Below are 24254 nucleotides of genomic sequence, written 5' to 3' on the forward strand. Positions count from 1 at the left end.
GGGGGTGTCGGACCGGCCCAGTGGGTATTCAGGGTCGGGCGAGCGCCTGTTCGGTTTCACGGCGCCAGGCCTCGGCCAGCTCGTCCAGTGTGTGGCCGGTGCGGGTTTTCCAGAAGGAGTCGTCGTAGCGACCGAGTCGGAGGGCTGCGTTGAGGTGGCGGACCAGTTCGGGATCATGTCGGCGCGTGACCCAGTCCAGGAAATTGGCGCTGATGCGGTAACCGGCGTCGTGACGCAGGTTCGGGTTTTGCTGGCGGCGGAGCCAGGTCAGGTCGGCTCCATGGCTATGGGGTTCGTAGATGAACCAGCGAAGGTAATCGGCGATGCCCTCGACCAACCAGCCGGGTGGCGGCGGGGTGCCGCGGGGCCGGCGTCCGTATTGCTGAAGGACGTGGACCAGTTCGTGGACGATGGCACCGACGGCCTCGCCGTCACGTTCACGTTCGATCCAGCGGGAATTGGCCGTGATGCGGGTGCCGCTGGTGGCGGCGACCCCGCGGCCGGGCCGGAGTACCAGGTGAACGTGATCGGGAGGGTCAACCCCTTCGACGCTGAGCAATTCGGCCAGTTTCGGGTACCACTCGAGGATTACGGGTACCAGCCGTTCGCGGGTCCAGGGTTCGAGTTCGGGTGCCTGGCTGAGGTCGAGTGTGAAGGCAAACCGCCCGTCCGGGGTTTGGACGGTGAACGGTTCGGGCCCGGGGGTGCGGGTGGGCGGGGTGGGGACGAAATCGGGGTCGGCACTGACGACATCAATTTCGCTGAAGAAGGTGTTGCCGAAGGGGTCGTCGTGTTCGGTGGCGCGGATGTCGAAGAGGAGGTAGCGGAACGGGCCGAGCGGACCGGTGGTATTGGTAATGAGGACGCCGTGTTGGCCGCCGGGTTGACCCGGGGCGGGTCGGGTGTCCACCACGGCGATGGTGGTCCAGCCCGGCGGTGGGGGTGCGGGGCGGTTGTTTGGGGCGTTTGTGGGGAATTGGAATCCGGGTTCATCGCCGCGTGCGGCGTGGAGGGTATAGACCTGGGGAGCGCGCGAGCCGGGGTGCCGTGAGTACGTGCTGATGTAACTCAGGGGCGCCGGCCGACCGAAATCTAAGAGCAGGCGACCGCCGTCGGTGCCGGCTGCGAAGAAGAAGTTGGCGGCAGGGTCATCGGGGCCGGTGGGGAGTCGGCCGTCGTGGAGGGCCTCCAGCGGTGCGCTGTTGTCGTCGGGTTCGCCTCCGAGCAGGCGGAGGGCGGCCCGGGAGGCGGTGTCGGTGGCGGAGGGTGGAGGAATCTTTTGGAAAGTGAACGGGGGCCGGGCCGGATCCTCGGGCTGGCGCTCAAGGATGACCTGGACGGTGTTTGTGGCCGGCAGCCCGTGGAGGCTGAGGAGGAGAATCGCGGCGATGCTGATCCTGCCGTGTCGGGTGCGTGGGGAGGGTGCAAGGATGTGCGGTTTCATGGTGTGACGCGGATTCGGTAAAATTTTTGGGTTTCGTTTAGTGGCATGCGGTAGGGCGGCGGGGTGGGGATGTCCCGCCACGGGCCGGTGACGGTGTCGGCCTCCTGGAGGGTGCCTTCGGTCCAGTGGAGCTCCCAACCGGGTTGGGCGGGTCGGAGTTCCAGCGCGGGTCTGGGCCGAACGGTGACGAGGAACTGGATGGATGCACTGAGGGGCGGCTGACCGTTGTCGGTTACGAGCACTTCAAACTGCACTTGTGCCGGTGCGTGGTCGGGGGACCAGAACAGCCGTCCGGTTTGAGGGTGGATGGTGGCGCCTGCGGGGGCGGTGGGCCCGAGGGTGAAGGTGAGGGATTGTGCGGGGATGTCGTCGTCCGTGGCGGTTATGGTCCATTGGAGGGTTTGGCCCAGGTAAAGGGTCAGGTTGGGGACCGGTTGGATGCGGGGCGGGCTGTTGGGGGCTTGATTGGGCGCGGCGGGCGTGGGGGTGGCCAGGGTGCGGATGGAGGCGGCGCCGTCGGGGAAACGGCCCTGCGCGACGTCGGTGGCCTGGGGTCCGAAGGTGACGGTGTCCACGGGGGTGAGGTCGGGCGCGTAAAGTCCGATGGCCTCGCCGCTGCGGCTGAGGGCGAAGTTGACGTGCAATTCCGGTCGGTCGGGCCGGTTTTGTTCCGGTTCGTTGTCGGCCCAGACAAGGAGGAACCCGCGGGGCGGGACGATGTATTGACCGGTGTCGGGGATGCGGAACTGGTCGGGACGGTTGAGATTGTCGGTGAGGTAATAGCCGCCGAGGTCGGCGGGTTCATCGCCCGCGTTATAGAGTTCGAACCAGTCCTCGAAGCCGCCGTCGGCGGGGTCGGCCAGGGTACGGGCATTATCGGCGAGCCATTCGTTGATGAAGACCTGGACCCGGGGTGCGGCCGGGTTGTTGGGTGCGGCGGGGGTGGGGATGTGGAAGGGGCGGCGGTGGAAAGGTTGGCCGTCGGGCCAATCGCCCCAAGTACGGTTGGCGGGGAGGTTCGTGTAGGCGAGGTAATCCAGGATGCGGACGGTGTTGTTGACGCGCTGGGCGAGGAAGACGGTGCCGGCGCCCGGGGCGAGACGGAAGGGGGTGTGCCATTCGGTGGCGGTGGTTTGTTCGGGTTGACCGTCGCACCAGATGAGGATGAAACCGCCCGGTGGGAGCACGGCCTGCTCGGGGAAGGCCCAGAGTGTGAGGTTTTGGAGCTGATCGCTGAGGAAGCAGTCCCGGAGGGCCACGGCGTTGGTACCCGGGTTGTGAATTTCCAGCCAGGGCTCGCGCTGGCCCGAGGCATCGGCGGGGCCGGAGAGGTTTTCGGGTTGGAGTTCGTTGATCCAGATCGTGGGGTAGGGCGGCAGGTTGGTGGTGTCGGCGTTGGGCGCGCCCGGGGTGGCCTCGGCAGCGGCGGCGGGGTTGCGTTCGGCGACGAGTTGGAGGCCGAAAACGATGTCGGAGCTGTTGGCGTTTTGCTGGTGGACCTGCACGGCGAGGACGTTGGTGCCGGGTCGGAGCAGGTTCATCGGTACGGGAAAGGCATCGGGGCTGGTGGCGTCGCCGCCGGGCGGTTGAGCGGTGGCGTAGGTGTTGTGGAGGATCGGATTGGTGGAGGGCATGCGCAGGCGGTGGAACTCCTGGCCGTTGAGGTGGAACACGGCACCGTCGTCCACGTAGGCGCGGGCGGTGAGGGTGTAGCCGGCGAGGGAACCGGTGACGACGAAAGAGGTGCGGAAGTAGTAGGCGTGGCCGGCGGGCAATCCGGCCGGTGGCTGACGCGGGTCGTTCAGCGGGGTCCGCACCAGGGGGACGATGGCGGAATTGTTTTCGTAGGCGAGCAGTCCGGGGCCAACCGGCCAGTTGGCATCGGGATGGTCCGGCGCGGTCCATGCGATGCCGTCGAGGTTGGTCGTCTGTTGGTAGCGCCAGGGATGATCGTAGTCGAGGATGAGGATCGAGGCGGGTCCCGGTGGCGGGGTTTGGACAACCGACCAGCTGGAGAGACGGCTGTTGTCGGTTTCAGGGTCGAGGAGTTGGAGTGACTGACCGGGCTGCGGCTGCGGCCAGGGCGGCACGGACTCGTAGCGGACGCGGTCCACCACGATCCATTCGTCGGGGTTGTTGCCGGGGCGTAACAGGGAGAGGGTTTCACCCTGGTCCTGCAGATTGCCGGGGAAGACGTCGAACAGGAAGACCCCGGGTCCGAAGACGGTCATGAACGCGGATCGGTCGGCCGCCAGGACAAGGTAACCTTGTGGCGCGATGAAGGTGCCGCCGGGGAAGGTGTAGTCCAGTCCGTTGATGCGCCAGCCGGACAGGTCGAAGGCCTGGTTGGGGGAACGGTTGAACAGCTCCACGAAACTGGCGCCGGGCAGGCGGGGTCGGTAGAGGATTTCATTGAACACGACGTACCCTTCGGGCCGGGGATCGGGCGTGGGGGACACGAAGGTGAGGGTGCGGCTGAGGCCCGGGAGGGGGTTATTGGAACGGTCCAGGGCGGTGACGGTCCAGACGTTTGTACCCGGGTGGAGTGGGACCGTTGCGGTCCAGTTGGTGACGGTGGTCCAGAGGACCTGCCAGGGTTGGCCGTTGACGGCCAGGGTGACGGCTTCGACGGGGGCCGTGCCCTGCAGAACGCCCATTCCGTTGGTGATGAGGACCGTGGGAGCCAGTTCGAAGGGTGCGGTCACGGCGGCCAGTTGAGATTGGAGGAATGTGCGTCGGACGTTGAACCAGGTTTTGAGAGCGGAGGGGTCGGTGAGCGCCTGTCCGTCGCACCATCGGACGTTGTTGGCGCGGAGGACCTGGTACTTGGCGTCCATGACGGGAAACGCCTGGGCCGGGTCCAGGGGGCCGGAGAGTGCATCCCGGACAGCCCGCCAGTAGGCGCGTTGGAAGGGTGGGTGGGCGTACATGCGGGCCACGGTGGGGTCTTCGGAGGTGAACAAGGCCGCCTGGTCGGGGGCAAACCGCGAGGACAGCCGCGGCGAGACGAGCATCAGCCAGTCGAGGTCGAACGCGTACAGGACCCAGCGGCCGCCGCGCGGGAGGAAGGTGTACATGTTTTTGCCGATCTCGTGGCCCCAGGAATCGAAGTTTACGATGATGTGCTCGAAGGCGAACATGCGCATCCATTCCTCGAGGTCGACGAGTCCGGTGGTGGCGGAGGTGTAGGGTTCCGGGGCCGGTGCGTTCAGTGCGTCCACGAGGGCGAAGAGGTTGGTGTAATCGTGCACGCGCGGTGTGGCGCGGTACATCCACGTCCACCGGTAGCGTTCGCGTTTTTTTGCGCCGCCGGTGGTGGTGTAGTTTTGGAGTCGTGGCATGGGATCGGCGATCAGGCTGCCGGAATCGCTGAACTCGAAGGCCCGGTCGATTTTGAAGAACTGGCCGTCGGGTTGATCGGGGCTCCATGCCTCGACGAATCGTCGGCCGGGTTGGTGGACGGCTTCGAAGATGGCCTGGCGGTGTTCGTCGGTGACTCCGTTGACGTGGAGGCGGATGTGGTAGCGGTGGCTGTAGGGGAGGTTGAGGCGGTCGGCGATCCACCAGGCCATTTGTTCCTGGATGGCGGTGGTTTCGCCGCCGTGGCCCCCGGGCCAGTCCAGGACCAGGTCGGTGTCGCCCAGGAACCGGTCGTCCCGGGGGAGTTCGATGGTGTAACCGCACCGGCCGCTGATGGGGCTGGAGAAACCGGGCGCGATGTAGGGGCTGCCGGCGTTGAGGGCACCGGCATTGTAAATGACACGATGGTTGCCGACGACGAAGGTGACGTCCAGGGGCGTGTTGTCGAGTTTGGGGCGGCTGGTCCAGGTGTTGAGGGTGGTCCGGGTCATCCAGACGCGGTAGACGGGGAGAGTGCCGGCCGGTTGGGTTTCGCCGACGCGGATCAGGCATTCGCGAGCAGGGGCGTCGGCTGGGAATTTTGCGGTGACCGGGGTGCCGCGCCGGTTGGCTTCGATCCAAAAGGCCACGAGGGTGCTGGTGGGCTGGCCGGGCAGTGTGGCGGTGAACAGGCCGTCGCCGGCGCGCAGGTCGCCGTCCTGTCCGTCGTCATGCATGACGAGGGTCCGGAGGGTGGTGTCCGGATCGATTCGGTATTGCAGTCGGACCTCGGGCACGCCGTGAAGATCTTCCACGTGGGCGGTGATCCGGATGGGTTCGTTGGCGGCCGGGAGCACGGGCGAATGGCGGACCGGGCCGATGGCGATGGGCGGGGCGGGTTGGAGCCGGCTGTTGGGCAGGCCCGGGGTGCCGGGTTGGGGTGTGGGCCACATGTCACCGGCGCATTCGAGCCAGTTACCCCGCAGGCGCAGGAGGATCTGGGGATGTCCTTTGAGCCAACGGACGGCGGCCCGGATGGTGACGTTGGTGGTGCCGGGCGCCAGGGTTGAGGTGAGCGGGGTGCGGACGCGGTTGATCTGGTTGTCGCCGCGGTCGACGGCGCGGATGTGGTAGGATCGCGCGCTTTGATAGCCTTCGGAGGGTTCCCAACCGGAGGCCGCCATGGTGCCTTCGGCGGTCCAGCCGTTGGTGCCGTTTTCGAATGTGGAATTGGCGATGAGGTTGACGCCGGCCGGGGTCAGGACCTCGACGTTGTCCAAGAGACACTCGCCCGGTCCCATGAGCAGCACCTGCAATTGATCGGCGGTGGTGCTGCCCAGGTCAATGGTGCCGGTAGTGGAAATGAGGGTCCATGGGGCCTTGGTGGTTTCGTCGCTGTCGGCCCAATGGGCTGGATGACGTCCGTGGGTGTCCGGGTGGACGCGTTCGAGGGAACTGCCGCCTCCGTCGGCCCATGAAGGCCAACGGCCGCCGTCGCGCCAGGTCACCTCGTCCACCACGATGTGGATGAGGTTGGTGTTGACCTGGCCGAGCGCGTTGGTTTGTACGACCCGGTCCGGTCGGGTGAGGGCGATGCGTTCGCCGCCGTGGGCGAGGCGTCCGCTGAAGTTGCCGAGCAGGTTGGTGGCGTTGAGCCACGGGTACCGTTGCATGAGCCGGCCTGCGTTGCGGGCGACCACCAGGTAGCCGCGGGGCGGAATGACGGCTGATTCGGGGAAAGTGAACTGCACGCCGTCGTCGAGTCGCCATCCCGCCAGGGCAACGGGGTGATCCGTGCGATTATGGAGTTCGATGAACTGGTCGTCGTCATCCTCGCTTACCGGGTGGTAATGGATTTCGTTGAGGATGACCTCGCCGAGGCGCGGTTGGGTGTTGGGTGCACCGGGTGTGGGTTGTTGCAGTGGGTGAAACGCCTCGCGACCATCCGGCCAGCGTCCCGTACTGGTGCCGTTGGCCTGGCCGCCGAACCGGACGGCGTCGAGTACGCGCCGGTCGGGTGCGCGCAGGTAGATGGTTTCACCTGCGGCGTTCAGCGCGAAACCGAGGTTGAGCTCGGTGAATGCGATCAACCCGCCGGGCGGCAGGATCGTGCCGGTGGGAATGACGTAGCGGTCCGTGTCCGGTTCGTCGCTGAGAGTGCAGCCGCCGAGGTCCACCGATTCCGTGCCGGTATTGATCAATTCCACGAAGTCCAGCTGCGGCGGGTCGGTGTGGGCAAGAAACTCGTTGATGCGGAGGGCGCGCAACGGGTCCGTCAGGAACCCCTCCGGCAGGCCGGGGGAGCCGCCGGGCCATTGGCTGGCGCTCCAGGCTGCCGGGTCGTTTTCACCCAGGGATGGATGGGCCAGCACGAGGCTCGGCCCCGCACCGTTGGCGGCGACCGGCCAGGGCGGGTCATCCCGGTATTCGATGTTCAGGAAGACGGCGCCCGTGCGATGCCGGAGCCGCACCTGCCCCCGATCGTTGGGGAGCCGACCGCTCCAGGGACCGAGCGCGTTGGTGAGCCCGTAGGTGTTGCGGAGTGCGTCCGGAGACAACGCCACCACGACAAATCCGCCGCCCGGGAGGACCGTGCCGGGGGGAAAGGTGAACTGGACGCTCCCGTCGAGCCGGTAACCGCTGATGTCTTCCGGTTCCGCCCGGGCATTGAACAGTTCGATGAATTCCAAAGCCGGATTGGTGGGATGATACATGATCTCCGAGATCACCAGGGAGGTGAGTCGGGTGCACGGGCCGAGAGGTTCGAAGGGCAGATCCACCGGTCCTGCGGGGGTGGGCGTGTCGGAAAAGGCGGTAAAGTCCACGCGGGTCCACTGAGAGGTCGAGGCGCTGGCCACTGCCAGGCCGACCTGGACGGTTTCCGGCAGGTCCATCGAGGCGGTGCCCAGGGACATCCAATGAAGTCCGTCCGGACCGGCGAAGCCTTCGATCTGATTGCCGGTTCGGCGCAATCGCAGCCAGGTGGCGCCCGGGTTTGCCGGGAAATGTCCCGATCGGGTGACCTGGGCACCCGGTGCGTTGCGGACGAGGAAATAACATCCGTGGAGGGTGGGCGTGGCCATGACGCCGGCCGAGCGCGCACCGGGCGCGGAGTCCTCCCGCAGCATCAAACCGGCCCCGGTGGCCACATTCACAAAACCCAGGCTGTTCACCCGAACCCGGAGATCGAAATCGCCCGTCACCGGTTGGCAGAGAAAGCCGCCCTCGTCTCCTGCCTCGTCCCAACCGCGGCCGCGGGTTGTGATTTGCAGGCCGTTGGAGGCGGCTTCGACCATGCGCAGCAGACCCGCGCCGCCCAATTCCTTCACTTCGAATCCGGTGACGCTGAATCGGGCCACCGTGTCGGGCGGCAACGGGTTGGCCGCCGCGGCGCGGTCGGTGATCCCGGAAAGGATCAGCGTACAGGATTCGCCCACGGATAGCGGGGTCGCCGTGCTGAGCCGGACCTGGTCGCCCGAGCCGGAGAGTTCGACGGACGCAACCTCCACCGGTCCGTGGGTGCCGAGGACGGCGTAGTGGGTGGGATCGAGCGCGCCGGATGGTTCGACCGGCTCGGAGAACGTCGCCACCACTTGCGAACGGCCGCTGGCCCAGACGGTCAGCAGCACCGGCGGGTTGGTGTCGGGCACGACGTGCAGCACGGCCACGCTGCTGGTGACCGAGTGAACCTGCCCTGTTACGACGTTGAAGGCCCGGAGGAAAACGGTGGAACCGTCATCGGCCGGGCTCGTTGGCTCCAACGTGAACCACGTGTTGGTGGCGCCGGCAACCGGTTGCCCGTTGCGAAACCACTGGAGGGCCGGAAATGGCTGGCCGGTGACAAGGGCTTCGAACCGGGCCGGCCCGGGCTCGACCACGGTGAGCGAGGCCGGCGATTGGAGGATGCGGGCCGGTTGATCCGGCCAGGGCTCCCCGCTCACGGCGTAGATTCCGGTGGAGCCGGCCCCGGCAGCTTTTTGGAACGTGATGGCCATCAGAGGGGCGGGCGTACCGCCGAGCAGGGCTTCGAGGTCGAGCGTGGTTTGATAAAAGCGTGGGTTGGTGGGTGCGCCCTGGGTGGAGCCGGTGGTCAGGTTGATGCGTTCCACGCCCTGGAGGGCGTAGCCGCTGTTGTTGAACCAGTCCGGGGCCTGGTAGATGGCGTTGACGTTGCGCCCGTCTGCAAAATGGAGGGTCAGTGAGGGTGACCCACCGCCGCCGGCCGAGTGAGCCAGGACGGCGATGCGTCGGTAGACTGCGGGTTGCATCAGTGTGAGGGTGCCTTCGGTGAGGCCCGTGGCGCTGCTCAACACCAGCGCATTGGGTTTTTCGTACGGGGCGAAGGCAAACTCGGTTTCGTTGTCCAGCGCACTGGTCCAGCGGCCGTTGACGGGCAGGCCATAGTTTTTGCCGGGCAGGCCGGCCTGGTAAAACGCCAGGTTTTCGCCGGGGTTGAATTCAACCGCCCGGGCATGGTAGGGCGGACCGCTGGCGGTGTTTTCGACCACCAAGTCGAGGTTGAAGCCGGTCACTGCAATCGGTTGCATGGGCGCGGCTGCCGCGGTCCGGGCAAGAACAGTCGCCAGGAAACAGAACACGACCGTTGTCGAAAGGGTGCTCAGCCGTCCGGGAGAGGTTACGCGGACCGCTTTTAGACCGGGCCCGGATTGTCCGTGGTGCCTAACCATTTCGTCGCTGTGTCATTTCGTCCGCGGTAGAGGGGTTCGGGGCCCTCACGCGGTCGTTTGGGTGGAGGACCACCTGGCGTCCGGCAAGATTCCACGAAAAACATTTCCGGCCAAGCCCGGATTCCCGTGTTCGGGCTCGGGCGGCTTGGCACTGTTCACTCTGCGGGATTTCGGTGTGAGGTACTCTGTCGGTCCATGTGGGTCCGAGCCGCAGTCTTGTGTCTTCTCGGAGACCGGGTCGGGGCGAGGGAGGACCTTTGGCGGTCGATCGGTTTGCCGGGCCCGACCCGCCAACGCCGTGCGGGGATGGATGTTCGGGCGGCCGGTTGCCGGCGCTTGTGTCCGGTACGCAACCGGGGCGTTTACGACCCGGGACTCGCTCCGCAACCCGTTCACCTCGAAGCGGGGGCGGGGTGGTTTTGGTGGGAAATCGCACCTGGGGTGGAGGGGAGCGGCGGTAGGTGGAGTCGTGGCGGTTTTGAGCTAAAGTACTTTTGGAGTTCGGCCGATGAGCGAATCGGCCGGACATGGGGCGCGGGTGCGTGTTCCGACTCCGACCTTCGCAGAGACGCGGCGGCCGGAAAAAATTGAATGCGCAGCCGGTGCTCCGGTCCAAATCGGTGAGTATGGAAGCATTGGCGGTTGACCGATGGGACACCGGGGTGGGAGGGAACGGTGGTGTTCCGACCGGGCAACCGTCTCTTCGTCTGCAACCCAACCTGGAAGGAGTCCCCATGAAAAAGCATGCCGAACCCATGGCTGAAGTTGTGCGTGATGCCAAACCCCCGTTTCGCAAACTTCAGCACCAGCCCAAAAAGGCCCTGCGACATCGGTACGAACGCCGGAAAATCAAGTCGTATCTGAATCTGGCCAACTGGCTTTCGGAAGAGACAGCCTGAGCCGATGAGCGTGTAAGGACGGTGGGTGGACCGGGGCCACGCAAACTTGAGCGTGGCCCCGGCGTTTTTTGGGGCAAACTCTGGGGGACTCCAAAAGCCTGAGTCCGGGGGGCGGTCGGCGGCATGGATTGTTGGGGCGTGCTCTGACAGGGGCGCAGGGCCGGGTGGCTCACGCACGGCTCTTTTGAAGAGGCGCTTCGGCAAGAGCTCCGGGTTGGGTAACCTTGGAACCTGGGGCTGCCTGTTTGCAAGGTGTCTATAATCCGTCGCCAAATCGTTCGAAAACAGGCTTGTAACCGGACCTTGGGAGGCTCAATCTGGGGGTGTAAGCCCGCGTCAGGATCGGGCTCTACACCTGCAACAACGTGGCGACATGGTCCGTGGCAGACAGCAGGAACCAAGCCCTTGAGCGTATCCGATGACCCCTTCCTCAACATCCCCTGGTCAACCTCGCGACCGGAGGTCCGCGGATGTCGTTTCCTGCGTGGCGGGCTGGCTGCTGATGGTTTTGGGGCTGGGTTTGGGCGTGATCTCGGCCGTTCAGCGTGCCGGATTGGAGCGCACGTATCGGGATGCGGAACGGTTGGGGATGGAGGCCGATCTGATGCTGGTGAGGCTGGAGCAGGAGGGCCGACGTCTGTTGCAGGACATTGGAACCGGCGGCGTTCCGCCAGCCGATCCGGCTCCGTGGGTGCGGGATTGGAATAAGGCGTGGTCGCGCCTGGCCGAACAGCCGGGACTGCCGGCGTCCCTGGATAGGGCCTTCCGCACGGTCCAGTCGTTGAGCCGCGACTGGGCCGCTGCAATGGCCCGGGTGCGGGCAGGGAGTGCGGCCGGGGCAGCAGAGGCGGCGGGAGCGGTTGGTTCGTATGCCGCTTTTCACTCCGAGGCGGTTGGGCGGGCGCAGCAATGGCGGCTGGATTGGGCGGCGGGATGGCCGGGTGTCCGGGCACGCTGGGACCGCTGGCTGCGAAGGTGGGACACGGGTTTGTGGATCAGCCCGGGTTTGTGTGCGGCAGGCGGTGTCCTGCTGTGGCGGGCCGGACGGCTTCGGCTCCGGTTGCTTGCAGAAGCGTGGCAGGACCGACTGCGCCGGTGGGAATATGGCGACGTGACGTCTCCGTGGCCTGTGGACTCGCATGTCGTCTGGCGGTCCGTGGCGGCTTCGATGGCGCAGTGGTGCACCCGCTGGAATGATTGGGTCCGGTCCTCGCGCAACAGTAGGGCTTGTCTGGAGGAGCTCCAGCGGGCTTGGGAAGCCTGGCACAGCCGCGGTCGACTGCACCTCCAAGAGATCCGGCAGTTTTGCGCCCAGGCTGGTGCCTCGCTGCGCGCATTGGAAGCGCAATTTCGGGACAGGCGCCTCCGCGCTGGGGAACCGGCGCAGCCGGTTCCATTGGTTGAAGTTTTCCCGAATGGTGAACCGATGAATCCCTCCCCGGGAGGCGGAGCTGCGTCCACCGGCGGGGTGGGACCGGTCCGAACGCGGCTGGCACAAATGCCGCATGTCCTCGACGCGGTGCAGCGTGCGGTGATGACGGTGATCAAAGCGGCCGATCAGGCCCAGCTCCTGGCCGTCAACGCGGCCATCGAAGCGGAGAAGGCGGGCGAGTTTGGACTGGGCTTTGCCGTGGTGGCGGGCGAGATACGCCGGTTGGCCGACCAGACCGCGGTCGCTGCAGGGGAGATCGAACAGGCGGTGGAGCAACTGCGGCTCCAGGTGGATGCCGGCCTGGAAGGGCTGGAAGAGTTGTCCCGTTGCGTGCAAGCGCAACAACCTTCGGAAAACCGGGAGGGCCGGGCCGCCGGCCCGGAGGCCGTGGCCAGCGATTTGATGGGTGGGGATGTACCGGCCGTGCGAATCGAGCTGGACCGTTGCTGTGCGCTCTGGGAGCAGCTCTCCGCGGCCTGCCAGGAAACGGTGCGGTGGTGGGAGGAGGGCCAACGCCTCTCACAGCAACTGGCCGGGTGTTGTCGTGGGCTTCAAACGGAGCCGGTACCGGCCGGGCCGGAGCAAAAGGTCGAGTCTGAAGGACCACCCGAGCCGCGGCACGGGGGAAGCTGAGAGCATCGAGGACCGGGCGGGCCGGCGCCGGGGGATTGTTGAAATGGAACCCGGACGTTCCGGCCCAGTGGCCTGCCGGGACTTGGCCATGAAACTGGTGGAATTCGAGTGTGGTCGGCGACGATTCGGCGTGGAAGCGCGGGTGCTCACTGCCGTGGTGCCGGCCCGTAGCGTGGTCCCGGCCGGGCCTGATCACTTCCCATGGGTGGGCTGGGTCCGGTGGGACGGTCAGTTTTGGCCTGTGCTGGACCTGGCCGGGCTGTGGTGGGGGACGTCGTCTCCCCGGCCCGGGCACGCCCACGTGCTGATCCCGCGGAGCGATTTGCAGGCTTCCCGCAAAGGGTTGGCGGCCTGGCTGGTGGATCGGGTTACGGGGGTTGCCCGCTATCGGGCCGAAGATTTCGTAACGGGTCAGTTGGTGCTGGGTACCGGGACTGTACACTGCGCCACGCTGTTGGACGGCCATGGCGTGTTGTACTGGCTGTCCGAGTCCACGTGGTCGGAATCCGTCCGTCAGGGCGCTCTGACGGCTCCACCCCGACCCGCATTCCCGCCCGATCCGGCTGCGCCCCGGCCGTTACCGGACTTCCAAGAATCGCCCGATCCACTGGCAGGCGGTGGGAAACGTTTGCACCGGTCCACCGCAATGGCGACAACCACCGGCCGGGTGGCCCGACGTGCGGGCGATTGTTGGCGAAGGTGGGGGTCATGGGGGGATCGTTCCTGCCCGGAACTGTCGCGCGTTTGTGATTGTCGCGACTGCGACGTGTTTCACGGCGCTGCCATGGATGTGTTGGAGCGGCTTTGCCCAGACGGGACGGACGCGTTGCTCGTGGTACCGCCGGCCAGCCGGGCAGTGCCGCCCGCGCGTTGCATGGTTTTGCTCTGGGAGCTGGATGAAGAATGCTGGGCGATGGACGCCCGGTGCATCGTGGAGGTGACCGGACCTTTGCCGTTCCGTCGCGTGCCCGGGGGGAGGGAACGACCGATCTGTGGGGTGGTGCAGTGGCGCGGATTGGTGCTACCTTGCGTTTCGTTGCGCACGTTGTTGCGACGGCCCGAACCCGGTCCGGCTCCGGGCGGGCCCGTGGGGCCGCGGGTGGTGATCTGGGAGCTGCAGGGTCGGTTGACCGCGTGGCCGGTCGATCGCGTGTTGGGATTGGCCCGGGTTCCGGGTGAGGTGGGTAAGGGGCCGTCGGGACGGCTCGGCCCCCGTGCAAGCGGGTTGCCCGGCAGCTATTTCATGCATCAAGGCCGCTGGGTGGGGTGGTTGGACCCGGGGCAACTGCGCTGCATTTGGGATCGGTCATGAACAGGCACGACATTTCGCCGGCTGCACCGGATCCGGAAGGGGACACCGTGCTGCTGGAGTTGTTTCGGCGGGAAACGGAACCCCAGCTGGCCCGGGTGATTCAGCGTTTGTTGGAGCTGGAGCAGGCCCCGGCGAATCGGGAGGCCGTCCGGGACCTGATGCGGGTGCTTCATTCCCTGAAGGGGGCTGCGCGTGTGGTGGGGTTGTCGGCGATCGTTTCGCTGAGCCATGCGATGGAGGAGTGTCTCGCCCGGGTCATGGCCGGGCGATTGACTGTGACGCCCTCGTTGGTGGATGTGTTGATCCACGCGGCGGACCGGATCCAGGTGCTGGCTCGGGAGGCGACCTGCCTGCGACCGGATGGGGTCGGAACCGATTCGCTGGCCGGATGTCCGGTCTGGGCTGAACTGCAGAGACTTGCAGCTCCGGATGCTGCTGCCGGGCCGGCAGCGTCCACTCAGGCTCAGACGCCTCGCCCCGCGGCGGTGAAACCCGGAGACTCGGCTGGCCACACGGCCGAACCTTCCGTTCACGCTTCCGGTTCCGCCCTTTGCAGCGCGGCGGGACGTGCTGAACAGGCGCAATTGGACCGGTTGCTCCGGCTGGCGTCGCAGATTTTCGCCGACGCGCGCTGGTTGGGACCCTTCCTGGGACGGATGCGTGAACTGCGCCTGCGGCACCTTCGGGCGGGTGCGCTGTTGGACGGGCTCGACCACCAGCTGGCGTGGTCCTCGGGGGGCGCCGACGCGGCCGAACTGTTGCAGGGATTCAGGGAGGAATGGCGGACGTGCGGTCGGGAACTGGACAGTTGTGCGGAGCTGCTGGGGGCTTACGAACAACGCTGTGCCCAGTGGTCGCACCGGCTGTATTTGGCGGTGCTGGAAGCGCGGGTGCGTCCCTTTGCCGAGGCAACGCGGCGGTTGCCGAGGTTGGTTCGGGATCTGGCCCGGGCCGGCGGCAAGGAGGTGACCCTGGTGGTGAGCGGTGGTGAGGTCCGTGTGGACCGGGCCGTGTTGGAACGTGTGGAGGAGCTGTTGCTGCATCTGGTACGGAATGCCGTGGACCACGGATGCGAACCGCCGCAGGAACGGGTGCGGGCCGGCAAACCGTCGAGGGCCATCGTTCGCGTGGAAGCGGAACTGCGGCCTCATGAACTTTGCGTGCGTGTGGCGGACGACGGCCGCGGCGTGGACATGGCCGCGTTGCGTCGGCGGTTGATCGAATCGGGTCAACTGACGCCGGAACAGGCCGAATCGCTCCCTGCTGCGCGACTGCTGCATTTCCTCTTTCAACCCGGGCTGACGCTCAAACCGGCTGTGACGGCGGATTCCGGTCGCGGCATTGGTCTGGACGTGGTGCGCCAGACCATCCGGGAAATGCGGGGGGAGGTGGAGGTGAACACCACACCGGGCGGCGGCACCACCTTCGTCCTGCACCTGCCTCTCACACTGTCGGTCATCCGGGCCGTGGTGGTGGAAACGGCTGGTGAACTTTATGCGTTTCCCCTGCCGCAGGTGCGCCGCTTGATGCGGTTGCACCGGCTGGAACAGCTTTCGTCGGCGGGCTGCGCCTTGTTGCAGTTCAACGGCGAAACGGTGCCCGTGGTTTCCTTGGAGGAGGTGCTGGGTTTGGGTCGCGGCTGGGTGGGACCGCCGCCCTGGTGGTTGGTCGTGGCGGGCGAAGGGCCCGAGGCCTGTGCCTGGCAGGTGGACCATTGTCTGGGCGAGCAGGAGTTGACCTTGCAGGCGTTGGACCCGCTGCTGCAGGGTTTGCCCGGGGTTACTGGCGCAGCCGTGTTGGAGGACGGCCGGCCGGTCCTGGTGCTTTCGACCTCAGGTCTCAGGGATTTGTGGATGGGCCGCCAGGCATTGCGCGAGGCGATCGGACAAGCTCCGACGGCCGGGCCGGCAGCGACCCCCTTGGAGACGCCGGCGGACCGACGCGTCCTGGTGGTGGACGGATCGCCCGTGGAACGGGATCGAATTCGCAGCGCCCTCACAGCCCGGGGTTACGAAACAGACGAGGCCCGGGACGGCTGGGAAGCCTGGCGGGCGGTGCGGACCCGATCCTATGCGATGGTTCTGGCGACGACCGCGCTGCCCGGGATGGACGGCCTGGAACTGACCCGACGACTCCGGCGTGATCCCCGATGGTTCCGGATCCCGGTTCTGCTGATGAATCGTCGGATGGACCCCGGAACCAACGCCCTCTGCTACGAGGCCGGTGCGAATGCTTGTCTGGAGGGGGAGGCGCTTGAACCCGGGGCGATTGCCGCGGCTGTGGATCGGTTTCTGACGCCCGCCTGACCATGGGACCACTCCGACCGGCCGCCGCAGCTGGATCCATCTTGTCGCTCTGGCCAGGGGCACTTTTTCCTGCTATAGATTTTGCTCTGGCGTCCGATGGAGAATCTGGTAGATTCCCCCGCCCTTCCGGGAAGGAGTGCCCGGCGGGGACGGACACGACGTGCATAACAGCCGACGGTTCACTGTGTTGAAACCGTGACTGCAAAAAAGAAAAATACGAACAAGGCAGCCGCGCCGGCCAAGGTCCGGACAGCGGCCACGGCAGATGTGATTCTCGGAACTGCGCCGGCCGCCGGGGGCAGGACGCCTCCGGTGAAAATCAAGCCGGAGTGGGTCAAGTACTACAACCGCCTGCTGGAACTGCGCGAGCAGTTGTTGAAACAGCGGGATGGGCTGGCCAAGGAATCGGCCCAACAACTGCCCACCTACAGTCTCCACATGGCGGATACGGGGACCGACAATTTCGACCGGGACTTTGCCCTGAGTCTGCTCAGTTCCGACCAGGACGCCCTTTACGAGATCGAGGCTGCCCTCAAGCGCATCGAGAAAAACACCTACGGGATCTGTGAGTTGACGGGCAAACCGATCCCCAAGGCCCGTCTGGACGCGATTCCCTGGGCCCGATACACTGTGGAGGCTCAGGCGCAGCTGGAACGCAGCGGCCTGGCCAAGCAACGCCGGTTGGCTTCGCTGGGTTCCCTTGACCTTGTTGCGCCCACCGAGCCTGAAACCAACGAAGAAGAAGGCGAAGATAACAAACTGCGCGACCGGGAGTAGTCATCCATGCCGCGAGAGATCGTCATTCTGGAATGCACCGAGGCGGCCAAGGAAGGCAAACCGCCCTCGCGTTACATTACGACACGGAACAAAAAGACCAAGACGGAACGGTTGGAACTGCGCAAGTACAACAAGTTCCTCCGCCGTCACACGCTTCATCGCGAGATCAAGTGACCAGCTATGCCGCGGAAAACGCATCTGGAATCCGACCGTCGAGGTGAAGTGCCGCCGATGGTGGCACTGTTGGAGCGGCGTCAGGCCCGGCCCAAGGCCAAGGTGGACTTTCCCATCGAGGCGCTGGACTACAAAAACGTCAACCTGCTCAAGCAGTTTGTGACCGAGCAGGGGCGCATTTTGCCGCGCAAGTACACCGGTCTGCCGGCTCATTATCAGCGGCGCCTGGCCAGGGCCATCAAGCGGGCCCGTCAGATGCTGCTAATGCGCTGAGCGGTCGGCCGGCACAGCGACTGGTTTGCACACCCGCAGAGGGTGGGTGGATCGGTCCGACTTTGCACCTGCCACGCCGGTTCACCCACCGGTGTGGCGTTTCTTTGAGTTCATTTTTCCCTTCGGGCTACTGCACCGGCTGGATCCACAGGTGCTTTCGTCGCATTTCTTTGGCCCCACCGTGCCGGGCTCGGACGTCGTTGGCTTTATCCAGCCGGCGCGTTTGTATCCCTCCGCAAGTCTCTTGTGCGTCCAGGTGTCGGGCTGTAGCTGCGACCCCGGCGGAGGCATCTACGAGCCCTGGACGGCCCTGAAGGCAGTCAGGCCGATCCGCTCGGCGGGCTGAACAAAGGCTCGACGCCCGGGGGCATTCGTGGTCTGCTTCCCGAGCAAAGACGCGGGGCGTCCTTTGTGCCATGGAAACCTTCCGCACGGTGGCACCGTACGAGTCACGGGTTCGAGTGGAACCGGCGGATATTGATCCGCTGGGACATGTCAACAACGTGGTCTACCTTCGATGGGCGCAGGATGTGGCCGTGGCCCATTGGCAGGCGGAGGCGTCGCCCGAGGCACAGGAGCGCTTGATCTGGGTGGTACTCCGCCACGAAGTGGATTACAAACACCCGGCCCGTCTGGGAGACGAAATCCGCATCGTCACCCGTGTGGGTGCGGCGTCGCGGTTTCGGTTCGAGCGCTGGACGGAAATGTTTCGGGCCCGTGATGGGCGGCTCCTAGTACGTGTGCGGACCCTCTGGTGTCCGCTGGATCGGCGTACCGGCCGTCTTACCGAGGTGGGGCCCGAGGTGCGGGCACGATTCTCCACCGGGCCCGGGTCGGTCCGCCCCGTCCGCGCAGCGTTGTAGGGCTTGGACTGGTTGGCCGCCGCGGTGGGGGAGGTCCATGAGTGGAACGCTCACCCCTGGCCGTTGCTTAATGCACCCGGGTCACGCACCGGCCCCGGTAGGTTGGAGGAGCAGTTCCTTCGCCAGCAAGCGGCACCGCAACAGATCCAGTTTCCCACTGCCCAGGGTGGGGAAGGTTTCGACCCGATGGAAGTGTTCGGGACGCGGTTTCCAGAGGTTGGGCAGCAGCGGGGTGGCCCGCAGCCGTTCCAGGCAGACTTGCAGGGACTCAGAATCCAGCCGGTGAAGGACCACGAGTCGTTCCCCCCGGTTTTCATCCGGCACGGCGGTTACCACAAAGGTTCGTTCCGTTGCACCCACCAGCTCGTGCAACACTTCTTCCACCCGGACGTGCGGCACCATTTCGCCGCCGATTTTGCTGAACCGGGCCAGCCGGTCCGTGATGTGGATGAAACCTTCCTCGTCTACCCGGGCCATGTCGCCCGTGACATACCAACCGTCCCGCAGCGCCGACTGCGTCAGGTCGGGCCGCAGCCAGTAGCCGGGCATGATGTTGGGTCCACGGACGCACAACACTCCTTCCCGGCCGATGGGCAGGGGCTCGAGCGTCTCCGGGTCTCGCACCGCCACCGTCACCCCGGGCAACGGCCGGCCCACACTGCCCGGTTTGTGCCCCTGCTGATAAAGGCCGCGGCCAACAAGATCGGGAATGTTCACCGACACGATGGGACCGCACTCGGTGCAGCCGTACCCCTCGAGGGGTCGGATTCCGAACCGTTCCGCAAACGCTTCGGCCACGCGCATGGGCAGTTTTTCAGCACCGGTGATCACCAGCCGCAAACTCCGCACGTCCTCCGGTTCGAATCCGCGGATATAGAGTTGGAGGAACGTGGGCGTGCTCAACAGGATTGTCACCTTCCACCGTCGCAGCAACGGGGCCAGCGCCCGTGTATCCAGTGGATTCGGATGAAACACGACGCCCAGACCCAGCACGCCCGGCAGGGTCACGCCCACGGTGAAACCGAACGAGTGGAAGAAGGGCAATACGCCCAGCAACCGGTCCCGGGAATGAAAATCGATGATCCGCGCCGCCTGTTCGATGTTGGCCAGGATGTTGGCATGGGTGAGCACGGCGCCCTTGGGTTCGCCGGTGGATCCGGAGGAGAAGATGATGGTGGCCGGTCGATCCGGCTGGTGAGGGCCTGCCATCCTTGCGGAACGGTCCCGGAGGCTGCGTTCCAACCACGGAGTCGGCAACAGCCAGGCCCGCATCATGGCCCGGAGTTTTTCCCGGGGCCGAACCCGGGCCAGGAGATCCTCCAGCGTCAGCACGGGCACCGGGATCTCGATCCGGACTTTTTCCAGGAACCGCGCGGAGCTGATCGCCGACCGGACACCTGCCAGGCGGATGCAGTGGGCCAACGTGCCCGGGTCGAGAGTGTAGTTGAAGTAAACGGGTACCTTGCCGGCCAGGAGGGCGGCCCAGTGCACCAGCCCAGCCGGCACGCAGGGCGGCAATAACACGCCCACCCTTTCGTCGCCGGCCCAATGCGATCGCAACCGGTCGGCCACCAACACCGCTCCAACGAGCGCCCGGGCAAAGGTCACGCCGCCCAGCCGCTCGTCCGCCATTGCCAGACGGAAGGGATGTCGTCGGGCTGTCCTGACAAACCGGCGTTGCAGCGGGGGATAACCTTGCGCGTGGAGGGTCCAGAGCTCGGACAACAACACCTCCACAGCGTGCCGAACTTCCGCCGCCGGCGTGGCATCGGGCAGCGGCGTGCCAAACAGGACGGTCACAGGTTGGATCCAGCGACGGGGCCACCGGAACCCGTAACGGCGGTGGGGGAAACTGAAAGGGCCACCCCAGACCCCTTCCATGGCCGCCGGAATGATGGGAGCGCCCGTGCCCCGCACCACCCGCTCCAACCCGCGCCGAAAGCCCAGCAGATGCCCTGTGCGGGTCATCTGACCTTCCGGAAAAAGGCAGACCACCTGGCCGGCGCACAACGCCTGTCGCGCCGCTTCCAGGGACCTTGCCAGGGCATGCGGACCGTCCCGGGATGCCACGGGTATGACCTCCAGCGCCCGTGCAAACCTCCGCAGCCACCGGTTCTCGGCAAAGCGTCGGTCCATCAGGAACCGGATCGGCCGATCCACCGCGGCCATCAACAGCAGCCAATCCACCAGCGACTGGTGGTTGCACACCAACAGAGCCCCGCCGGTCTTGGGCACGTGGTGTCCGCCCAGCACCCGCAGGGGATGCAACGTCCGTAACAGGACCCAGCGCGCAAAGTGGATCATCACCTCCGGCCGCATCCAAATCCATGTGGCCACGGCAACGAGGGTGAGCAGCGCCCCGGTCACGAAAATCCCACGGGAGTCCAGGCCCAAGCCGCGCGTCAGCAGATAATAAACCGGCCCGCTCGCGGCCACGATCCCAACCCAGGAAAGAAACGCCGAGACCGCCAGGACACCGCCGCGTCGGCCGGGATCCGGCCGGGCCTGTAACAGTGCGTTCAAGGGCACGTGATACAGACCGCCACAAAAGCCCAACAACGCCACCCATATCAAAGCGTCGGTGAACCGGACCATTCCCAACCCCAACACCAGAGCCGCAGTGACCATGCCCAATGCGCCCAACGGGACCAGACCGGGTTCGATCCGGCCTCCGGACAAGAAACCGGCGGCCAGGCTTCCCAAACCAATTCCCACCGCCATGCCGGCCTGGAGCAGGCTGGTGTTCAGTTCACCGCCACCGAGCACGTCCCGGCAGTAAAAAATCAGCGCCGGCTGCCACAGCGCGGCCAGGAACCATAGAAAGCTCACCATCAGGACCGAAGCGGTGAGGACCGGGTCGGTCCGCACCAGACGCCATTGCTGCCAGAAATCGGCCAGCGGATTCCATTGAAACCGGCGTTGCGGATTGGCCGGGGGCACACGCGGGAGGGCGAGGCTGGTCAGCGTGCCCAGGAGGGCGAGACCGACGAGGATGAATCCGGACAGAACCTGCCGGCGGCCCCACAGTTCCATCAAACCGCCCGCGGCCATCGTTCCCAAGATGATGGCCAGGAAGGTCCCGAGGCCGAGCAGACCGTTCCCCCAGGACAACCGTGACTCCGGCAACAGCTCCGGCATCAGACCGTACTTGGTGGGACCGAACAACGCACTTTGCGTGCTCATCAAAAACACCGCCGCCAACATCGCGGGAATGGAGACATGGGCCAGGGCCACCGTGGCCAGCCCCATGATCGCCACCTCCGCCAGCTTCACTCCGATGCAGACAGTGCGTTTGCTGAACCGGTCCGCCAACCACCCACCGGTCATGGAAAACAACAGGAACGGTACGGCGAAAAGGGCGTTCACCAGGGGAACCAACGCATGCTCGCGCTCCGGCGGCAGACCCAGTCGCAGAGCCAGGTATAAAACCAGGAACTTGTGCAGGTTGTCGCTGAACGCGCCTTGGAACTGCGTGATCCAAAGGGCCCAGAAACCGCACCGACTCCGGGCCCCGGCGCTGAGTGCGAGGTTGGGGGGCGCGTCAGGCATGGCGTTCATCGGCGTTTCTCAGGGGCCATGTCTTGCATGACCGGTGCGCCATGGCGATGTGGCGCCGGGGCTGCATCCCGAAGTTGCGGGCGGCGACCCGCGCAGGTTGCATGAAATGGCCGGCGCAAGGTCGCGTTCGCGCTTCCGGAGGTGTGGGCGCGATGCGCTTTCCTCCGCGTCGAAACCGGGTTGCATACGAACCTTGGCGGGCCGTACGGACACTTCGTCCGACACGCCGCCGCGGTATCCGCATGGGCCGGGGGCATGAGACCATTGCAACGTCAAGTTTAGCCGGTCCCGGTTCCGGCTGCCAACATTCGTCGGGGCATTGGGGCGGGGTTCCTGACCCTGGGGTCGGGGCGCCGAAAATTCTGATACCGCCGCCCTTGGGGGGCGGTCGTTTGAGCCGCAAGCGCCTCAACGGGACCGAACCCGGATGAGGACCTTGCCCAGGGCACGTCGTTCGCGCAGCCGGGCCAGCCCTTCCAACGCCCGCTCCAGCGGATGCACCGAGTCGATCACCGGTCGGAGTTTCCCCGCCGCGGCCCAGTCGAGCGTCCGAAGCAGGGAAGCGCGGTTGCGACCGTAACTACCGATGAGCCGATGCTGTTTCACGAAAAACGGCCAGAGGGGCAGTGTGGGTTGGCGCCCGAGGGTGGCGCCGCAGGTGACCACGGTGCCGTTGCGGGCCAGACATTGAAACACCTGTTCCAGGACCGGGCCACCGAGATGTTCCACCACCACGTCGACACCGCGCCGGCCCGTGTGGGCACGCACCTGACGGGGCCAGTCCGGATCGGCCGGGTCCACCGCCAGCTCGGCCCCCAACCGCAGGCCCAGGTCCCGCTTCTCCGGAGTGGAGCCGGTGGTGAGGACCCGGGCGCCCAGGGCGCGGGCGATCTGGATGGCGGCCGACCCAACCCCGCTTGCCGCGGCCATGACCAGAACCCATTGACCCGGCTGCACCGTCACGCGATGCGTGAGCATGTGCATGGCGGTGCTGGCAGCCAGGGTCAACGCCGCGGCGTCTTCGCAGGCAAGATTCTCCGGCAGCGGAACCACCGCACGCGCCGGTACGCAGACCATCTCCGCCAGTCCCCCGTCGCAGTCCACGCCCAGCAATCGGCCGTGCAGGCAGATGGACTCCTCGCCCGCCCGACAGAATTCGCACCGGCCACAGAAAAGATTGGACTGCACCGCCACGCGTTGGCCCGGCTGCAGATCCCGCACCTCGCGACCCGTGCGCAACAGGATCCCGGCCACCTCGGCACCCGGCACGCGGGGCAGGGTCACTTCCACCGGCAACCCGCCCTGTTCCAGCCACAAATCCAGGTGATTGAGCCCGCAGGCGTGAACCTGCACGACCACCTCGTCCGGGCCGGGTTGGGGCTCGGGCAGCTCGTTCCAACGCCATTCACCAGGCCGACCATGGGCGCACAACTGCCACGCTTTCATGGTGAGCCCGAGGTTGGAGGTGGACCTGTTCCGGGTCAACGTCGCTTGGCCCGCGGGCAAGGGGGACCACTCGGGCGCGGCGGGATCGGCCCGGCTGGAACGGGCCGTGTTTTGATGGATGCTACGTTTCAGGAGCGCGGCCGTTGGTGTCCATTGGGACGGCGAATGGCGCATGGGTTGCAGAGTTTGCCGGGGCCGTTGATCAGAGACAGACCGGCGGTTCTGCGGGGAGGCTGCGCCTTCAGTACGCTTTCAGGTGCTCGCGTCAGCGCGTTGCAACGGGCCCGGTTGGCGCCGGCTGTGGGGGTTCGGTTCGGCCGCCGCGATGGTGGAGATGTGGGTGCCGGGCTGGGGTGTGAGATTGAAATGCGTCGTCGGGTCACCGGTGTTTGCCGGACGTTGTTTGTGATGTTTGTTCGGAAATTCGCTTGACGTCCCGGGTGGTTGTGCTAGGAGGGGAGTGTCTGTTCGATGGCCGAACAGAAGTTGGTGTCAGGTTGGACAGATTGTCAGCGAGCCAAAGAGTAAGCGCAGTTTGACATTCCGCAGGTCTGCCGGTGCAGTCCTCCCATCTCCGTTCCGGTTCGTCGGGCAGACGTTGTTCGGTTACCATGAATCCCACCAGACTGTTCGTTGGAAACCTCTCCTACCGCACGCTGGAGAACGACCTTCACGACTACTTCTCCCAGGTGGGGGTGGTCACGTCGGTGAACATCATGTTCGACCGCGTCACGGGGAAATCGCGCGGATTCGCCTTTGTTGAGTTTGCCACTCCTGAGGAGGCGGCCCGCGCGGTGGAGCAGTTGCACAACAAGGAGTTCCAGGGGCGCACGCTGACGGTGAACATCGCGCGACCCCGGGAGGAACGGGCCCCGCGCCCGGGCGGTCCCCGGGGTGACCGCGGGGAACGTTTCGAGCGGTCGGAACGGGGTGAACGCGGGGACCGGGGCGGGCGCGGCTGGCGCTGATCGTTTCGGTTGGATCTCCTTGCAGGGCCGGAGTGCGCGTCTCCGGCCTTTTTGTTTGCACAGACCGCCCGCGCTTTGCGTCGGTGTCGGGTCCCGGTAGGCAACCCCGCGATCCACCGCCGGCGCCGAAGAAAACTTGCAA

13 protein-coding genes are annotated in these 24254 nt (G+C 66.0%); 9 read left to right on the forward strand and 4 right to left on the reverse strand.

Features of this window, described 5'->3' with window-relative positions; genetic code table 11:
- Positions 1–28 precede the first annotated feature (28 nt).
- Entirely contained in the window at positions 29–1444 is a 1416-nt protein-coding gene (locus tag G4L39_RS05025) for a basic secretory protein-like protein (RefSeq protein WP_165106394.1), read from the reverse strand.
- On the reverse strand, positions 1441–9330 hold the full coding sequence (locus tag G4L39_RS05030; RefSeq protein WP_165106395.1) for a lamin tail domain-containing protein: 7890 nt from the start codon (positions 9328–9330) through the stop codon (positions 1441–1443). The genes G4L39_RS05025 and G4L39_RS05030 overlap by 4 nt, the downstream gene beginning before the upstream one ends.
- Positions 9331–10205: 875 nt before the next feature.
- On the opposite strand from G4L39_RS05030, the gene G4L39_RS05035 reads away from it, so the two are divergent.
- From G4L39_RS05035 to G4L39_RS05070, 8 genes are all read left to right on the forward strand, one after another.
- Positions 10206–10370, forward strand: a complete 165-nt coding sequence (locus G4L39_RS05035) for a hypothetical protein (RefSeq protein ID WP_165106397.1) — start codon at positions 10206–10208, stop codon at positions 10368–10370.
- Between the two features lie 484 nt (positions 10371–10854).
- Positions 10855–12435 (forward strand): methyl-accepting chemotaxis protein, encoded by a 1581-nt coding sequence (locus tag G4L39_RS15530; protein WP_343203301.1) that lies wholly within the window; start codon positions 10855–10857, stop codon positions 12433–12435.
- 88 nt (positions 12436–12523) lie between these two features.
- Entirely contained in the window at positions 12524–13747 is a 1224-nt protein-coding gene (locus tag G4L39_RS05045; RefSeq protein ID WP_165106400.1) for a chemotaxis protein CheW, read from the forward strand.
- Complete coding sequence (locus G4L39_RS05050) at positions 13744–16053, forward strand: ATP-binding protein (RefSeq protein WP_165106401.1); 2310 nt, start codon at positions 13744–13746, stop codon at positions 16051–16053. The genes G4L39_RS05045 and G4L39_RS05050 overlap by 4 nt, the downstream gene beginning before the upstream one ends.
- A gap of 312 nt (positions 16054–16365) precedes the next feature.
- Positions 16366–16830, forward strand: a complete 465-nt coding sequence (locus tag G4L39_RS05055) for a TraR/DksA family transcriptional regulator (protein WP_343203302.1) — start codon at positions 16366–16368, stop codon at positions 16828–16830.
- A gap of 6 nt (positions 16831–16836) precedes the next feature.
- Complete coding sequence (gene rpmG, locus G4L39_RS05060) at positions 16837–17004, forward strand: 50S ribosomal protein L33 (protein WP_165106404.1); 168 nt, start codon at positions 16837–16839, stop codon at positions 17002–17004.
- 6 nt (positions 17005–17010) lie between these two features.
- Positions 17011–17277, forward strand: a complete 267-nt coding sequence (gene rpsR, locus G4L39_RS14960; protein ID WP_165106405.1) for a 30S ribosomal protein S18 — start codon at positions 17011–17013, stop codon at positions 17275–17277.
- Positions 17278–17693: 416 nt separating this feature from the next.
- On the forward strand, positions 17694–18140 hold the full coding sequence (locus G4L39_RS05070) for an acyl-CoA thioesterase (RefSeq protein WP_165106407.1): 447 nt from the start codon (positions 17694–17696) through the stop codon (positions 18138–18140).
- 81 nt (positions 18141–18221) lie between these two features.
- Here G4L39_RS05070 and G4L39_RS05075 read toward each other — a convergent pair whose 3' ends face one another.
- Positions 18222–21698, reverse strand: coding sequence for an MFS transporter (locus G4L39_RS05075; RefSeq protein WP_205880794.1), 3477 nt, complete (start codon positions 21696–21698; stop codon positions 18222–18224).
- Positions 21699–22106: 408 nt separating this feature from the next.
- Complete coding sequence (locus tag G4L39_RS05080; protein ID WP_165106411.1) at positions 22107–23144, reverse strand: zinc-binding dehydrogenase; 1038 nt, start codon at positions 23142–23144, stop codon at positions 22107–22109.
- Positions 23145–23755: 611 nt separating this feature from the next.
- On the opposite strand from G4L39_RS05080, the gene G4L39_RS05085 reads away from it, so the two are divergent.
- Positions 23756–24112 carry an RNA recognition motif domain-containing protein gene (locus G4L39_RS05085; protein ID WP_165106412.1) on the forward strand — a complete coding sequence of 119 codons (357 nt, stop codon included), beginning with the start codon at positions 23756–23758 and terminating at the stop codon, positions 24110–24112.
- Positions 24113–24254 lie beyond the last annotated feature (142 nt).

It is taken from the genome of Limisphaera ngatamarikiensis (assembly GCF_011044775.1).
Lineage (GTDB): Bacteria > Verrucomicrobiota > Verrucomicrobiia > Limisphaerales > Limisphaeraceae > Limisphaera > Limisphaera ngatamarikiensis.

What these genes read in the sequence shown, in the direction of transcription:
- G4L39_RS05035 (WP_165106397.1), top strand. Translation starts at nt 10,206, where the DNA reads ATGAAAAAGCATGCCGAACCCATGGCTGAAGTTGTGCGTGATGCCAAA.
- G4L39_RS05085 (WP_165106412.1), top strand. Translation starts at nt 23,756, where the DNA reads ATGAATCCCACCAGACTGTTCGTTGGAAACCTCTCCTACCGCACGCTG.
- G4L39_RS05045 (WP_165106400.1), top strand. Translation starts at nt 12,524, where the DNA reads ATGAAACTGGTGGAATTCGAGTGTGGTCGGCGACGATTCGGCGTGGAA.
- G4L39_RS05070 (WP_165106407.1), top strand. Translation starts at nt 17,694, where the DNA reads ATGGAAACCTTCCGCACGGTGGCACCGTACGAGTCACGGGTTCGAGTG.
- G4L39_RS05025 (WP_165106394.1), bottom strand. Translation starts at nt 1,444, where the DNA reads ATGAAACCGCACATCCTTGCACCCTCCCCACGCACCCGACACGGCAGG.
- rpmG (WP_165106404.1), top strand. Translation starts at nt 16,837, where the DNA reads ATGCCGCGAGAGATCGTCATTCTGGAATGCACCGAGGCGGCCAAGGAA.
- G4L39_RS05030 (WP_165106395.1), bottom strand. Translation starts at nt 9,330, where the DNA reads ATGCAACCGATTGCAGTGACCGGCTTCAACCTCGACTTGGTGGTCGAA.
- G4L39_RS05080 (WP_165106411.1), bottom strand. Translation starts at nt 23,144, where the DNA reads ATGAAAGCGTGGCAGTTGTGCGCCCATGGTCGGCCTGGTGAATGGCGT.
- rpsR (WP_165106405.1), top strand. Translation starts at nt 17,011, where the DNA reads ATGCCGCGGAAAACGCATCTGGAATCCGACCGTCGAGGTGAAGTGCCG.
- G4L39_RS05050 (WP_165106401.1), top strand. Translation starts at nt 13,744, where the DNA reads ATGAACAGGCACGACATTTCGCCGGCTGCACCGGATCCGGAAGGGGAC.
- G4L39_RS05075 (WP_205880794.1), bottom strand. Translation starts at nt 21,698, where the DNA reads ATGAACGCCATGCCTGACGCGCCCCCCAACCTCGCACTCAGCGCCGGG.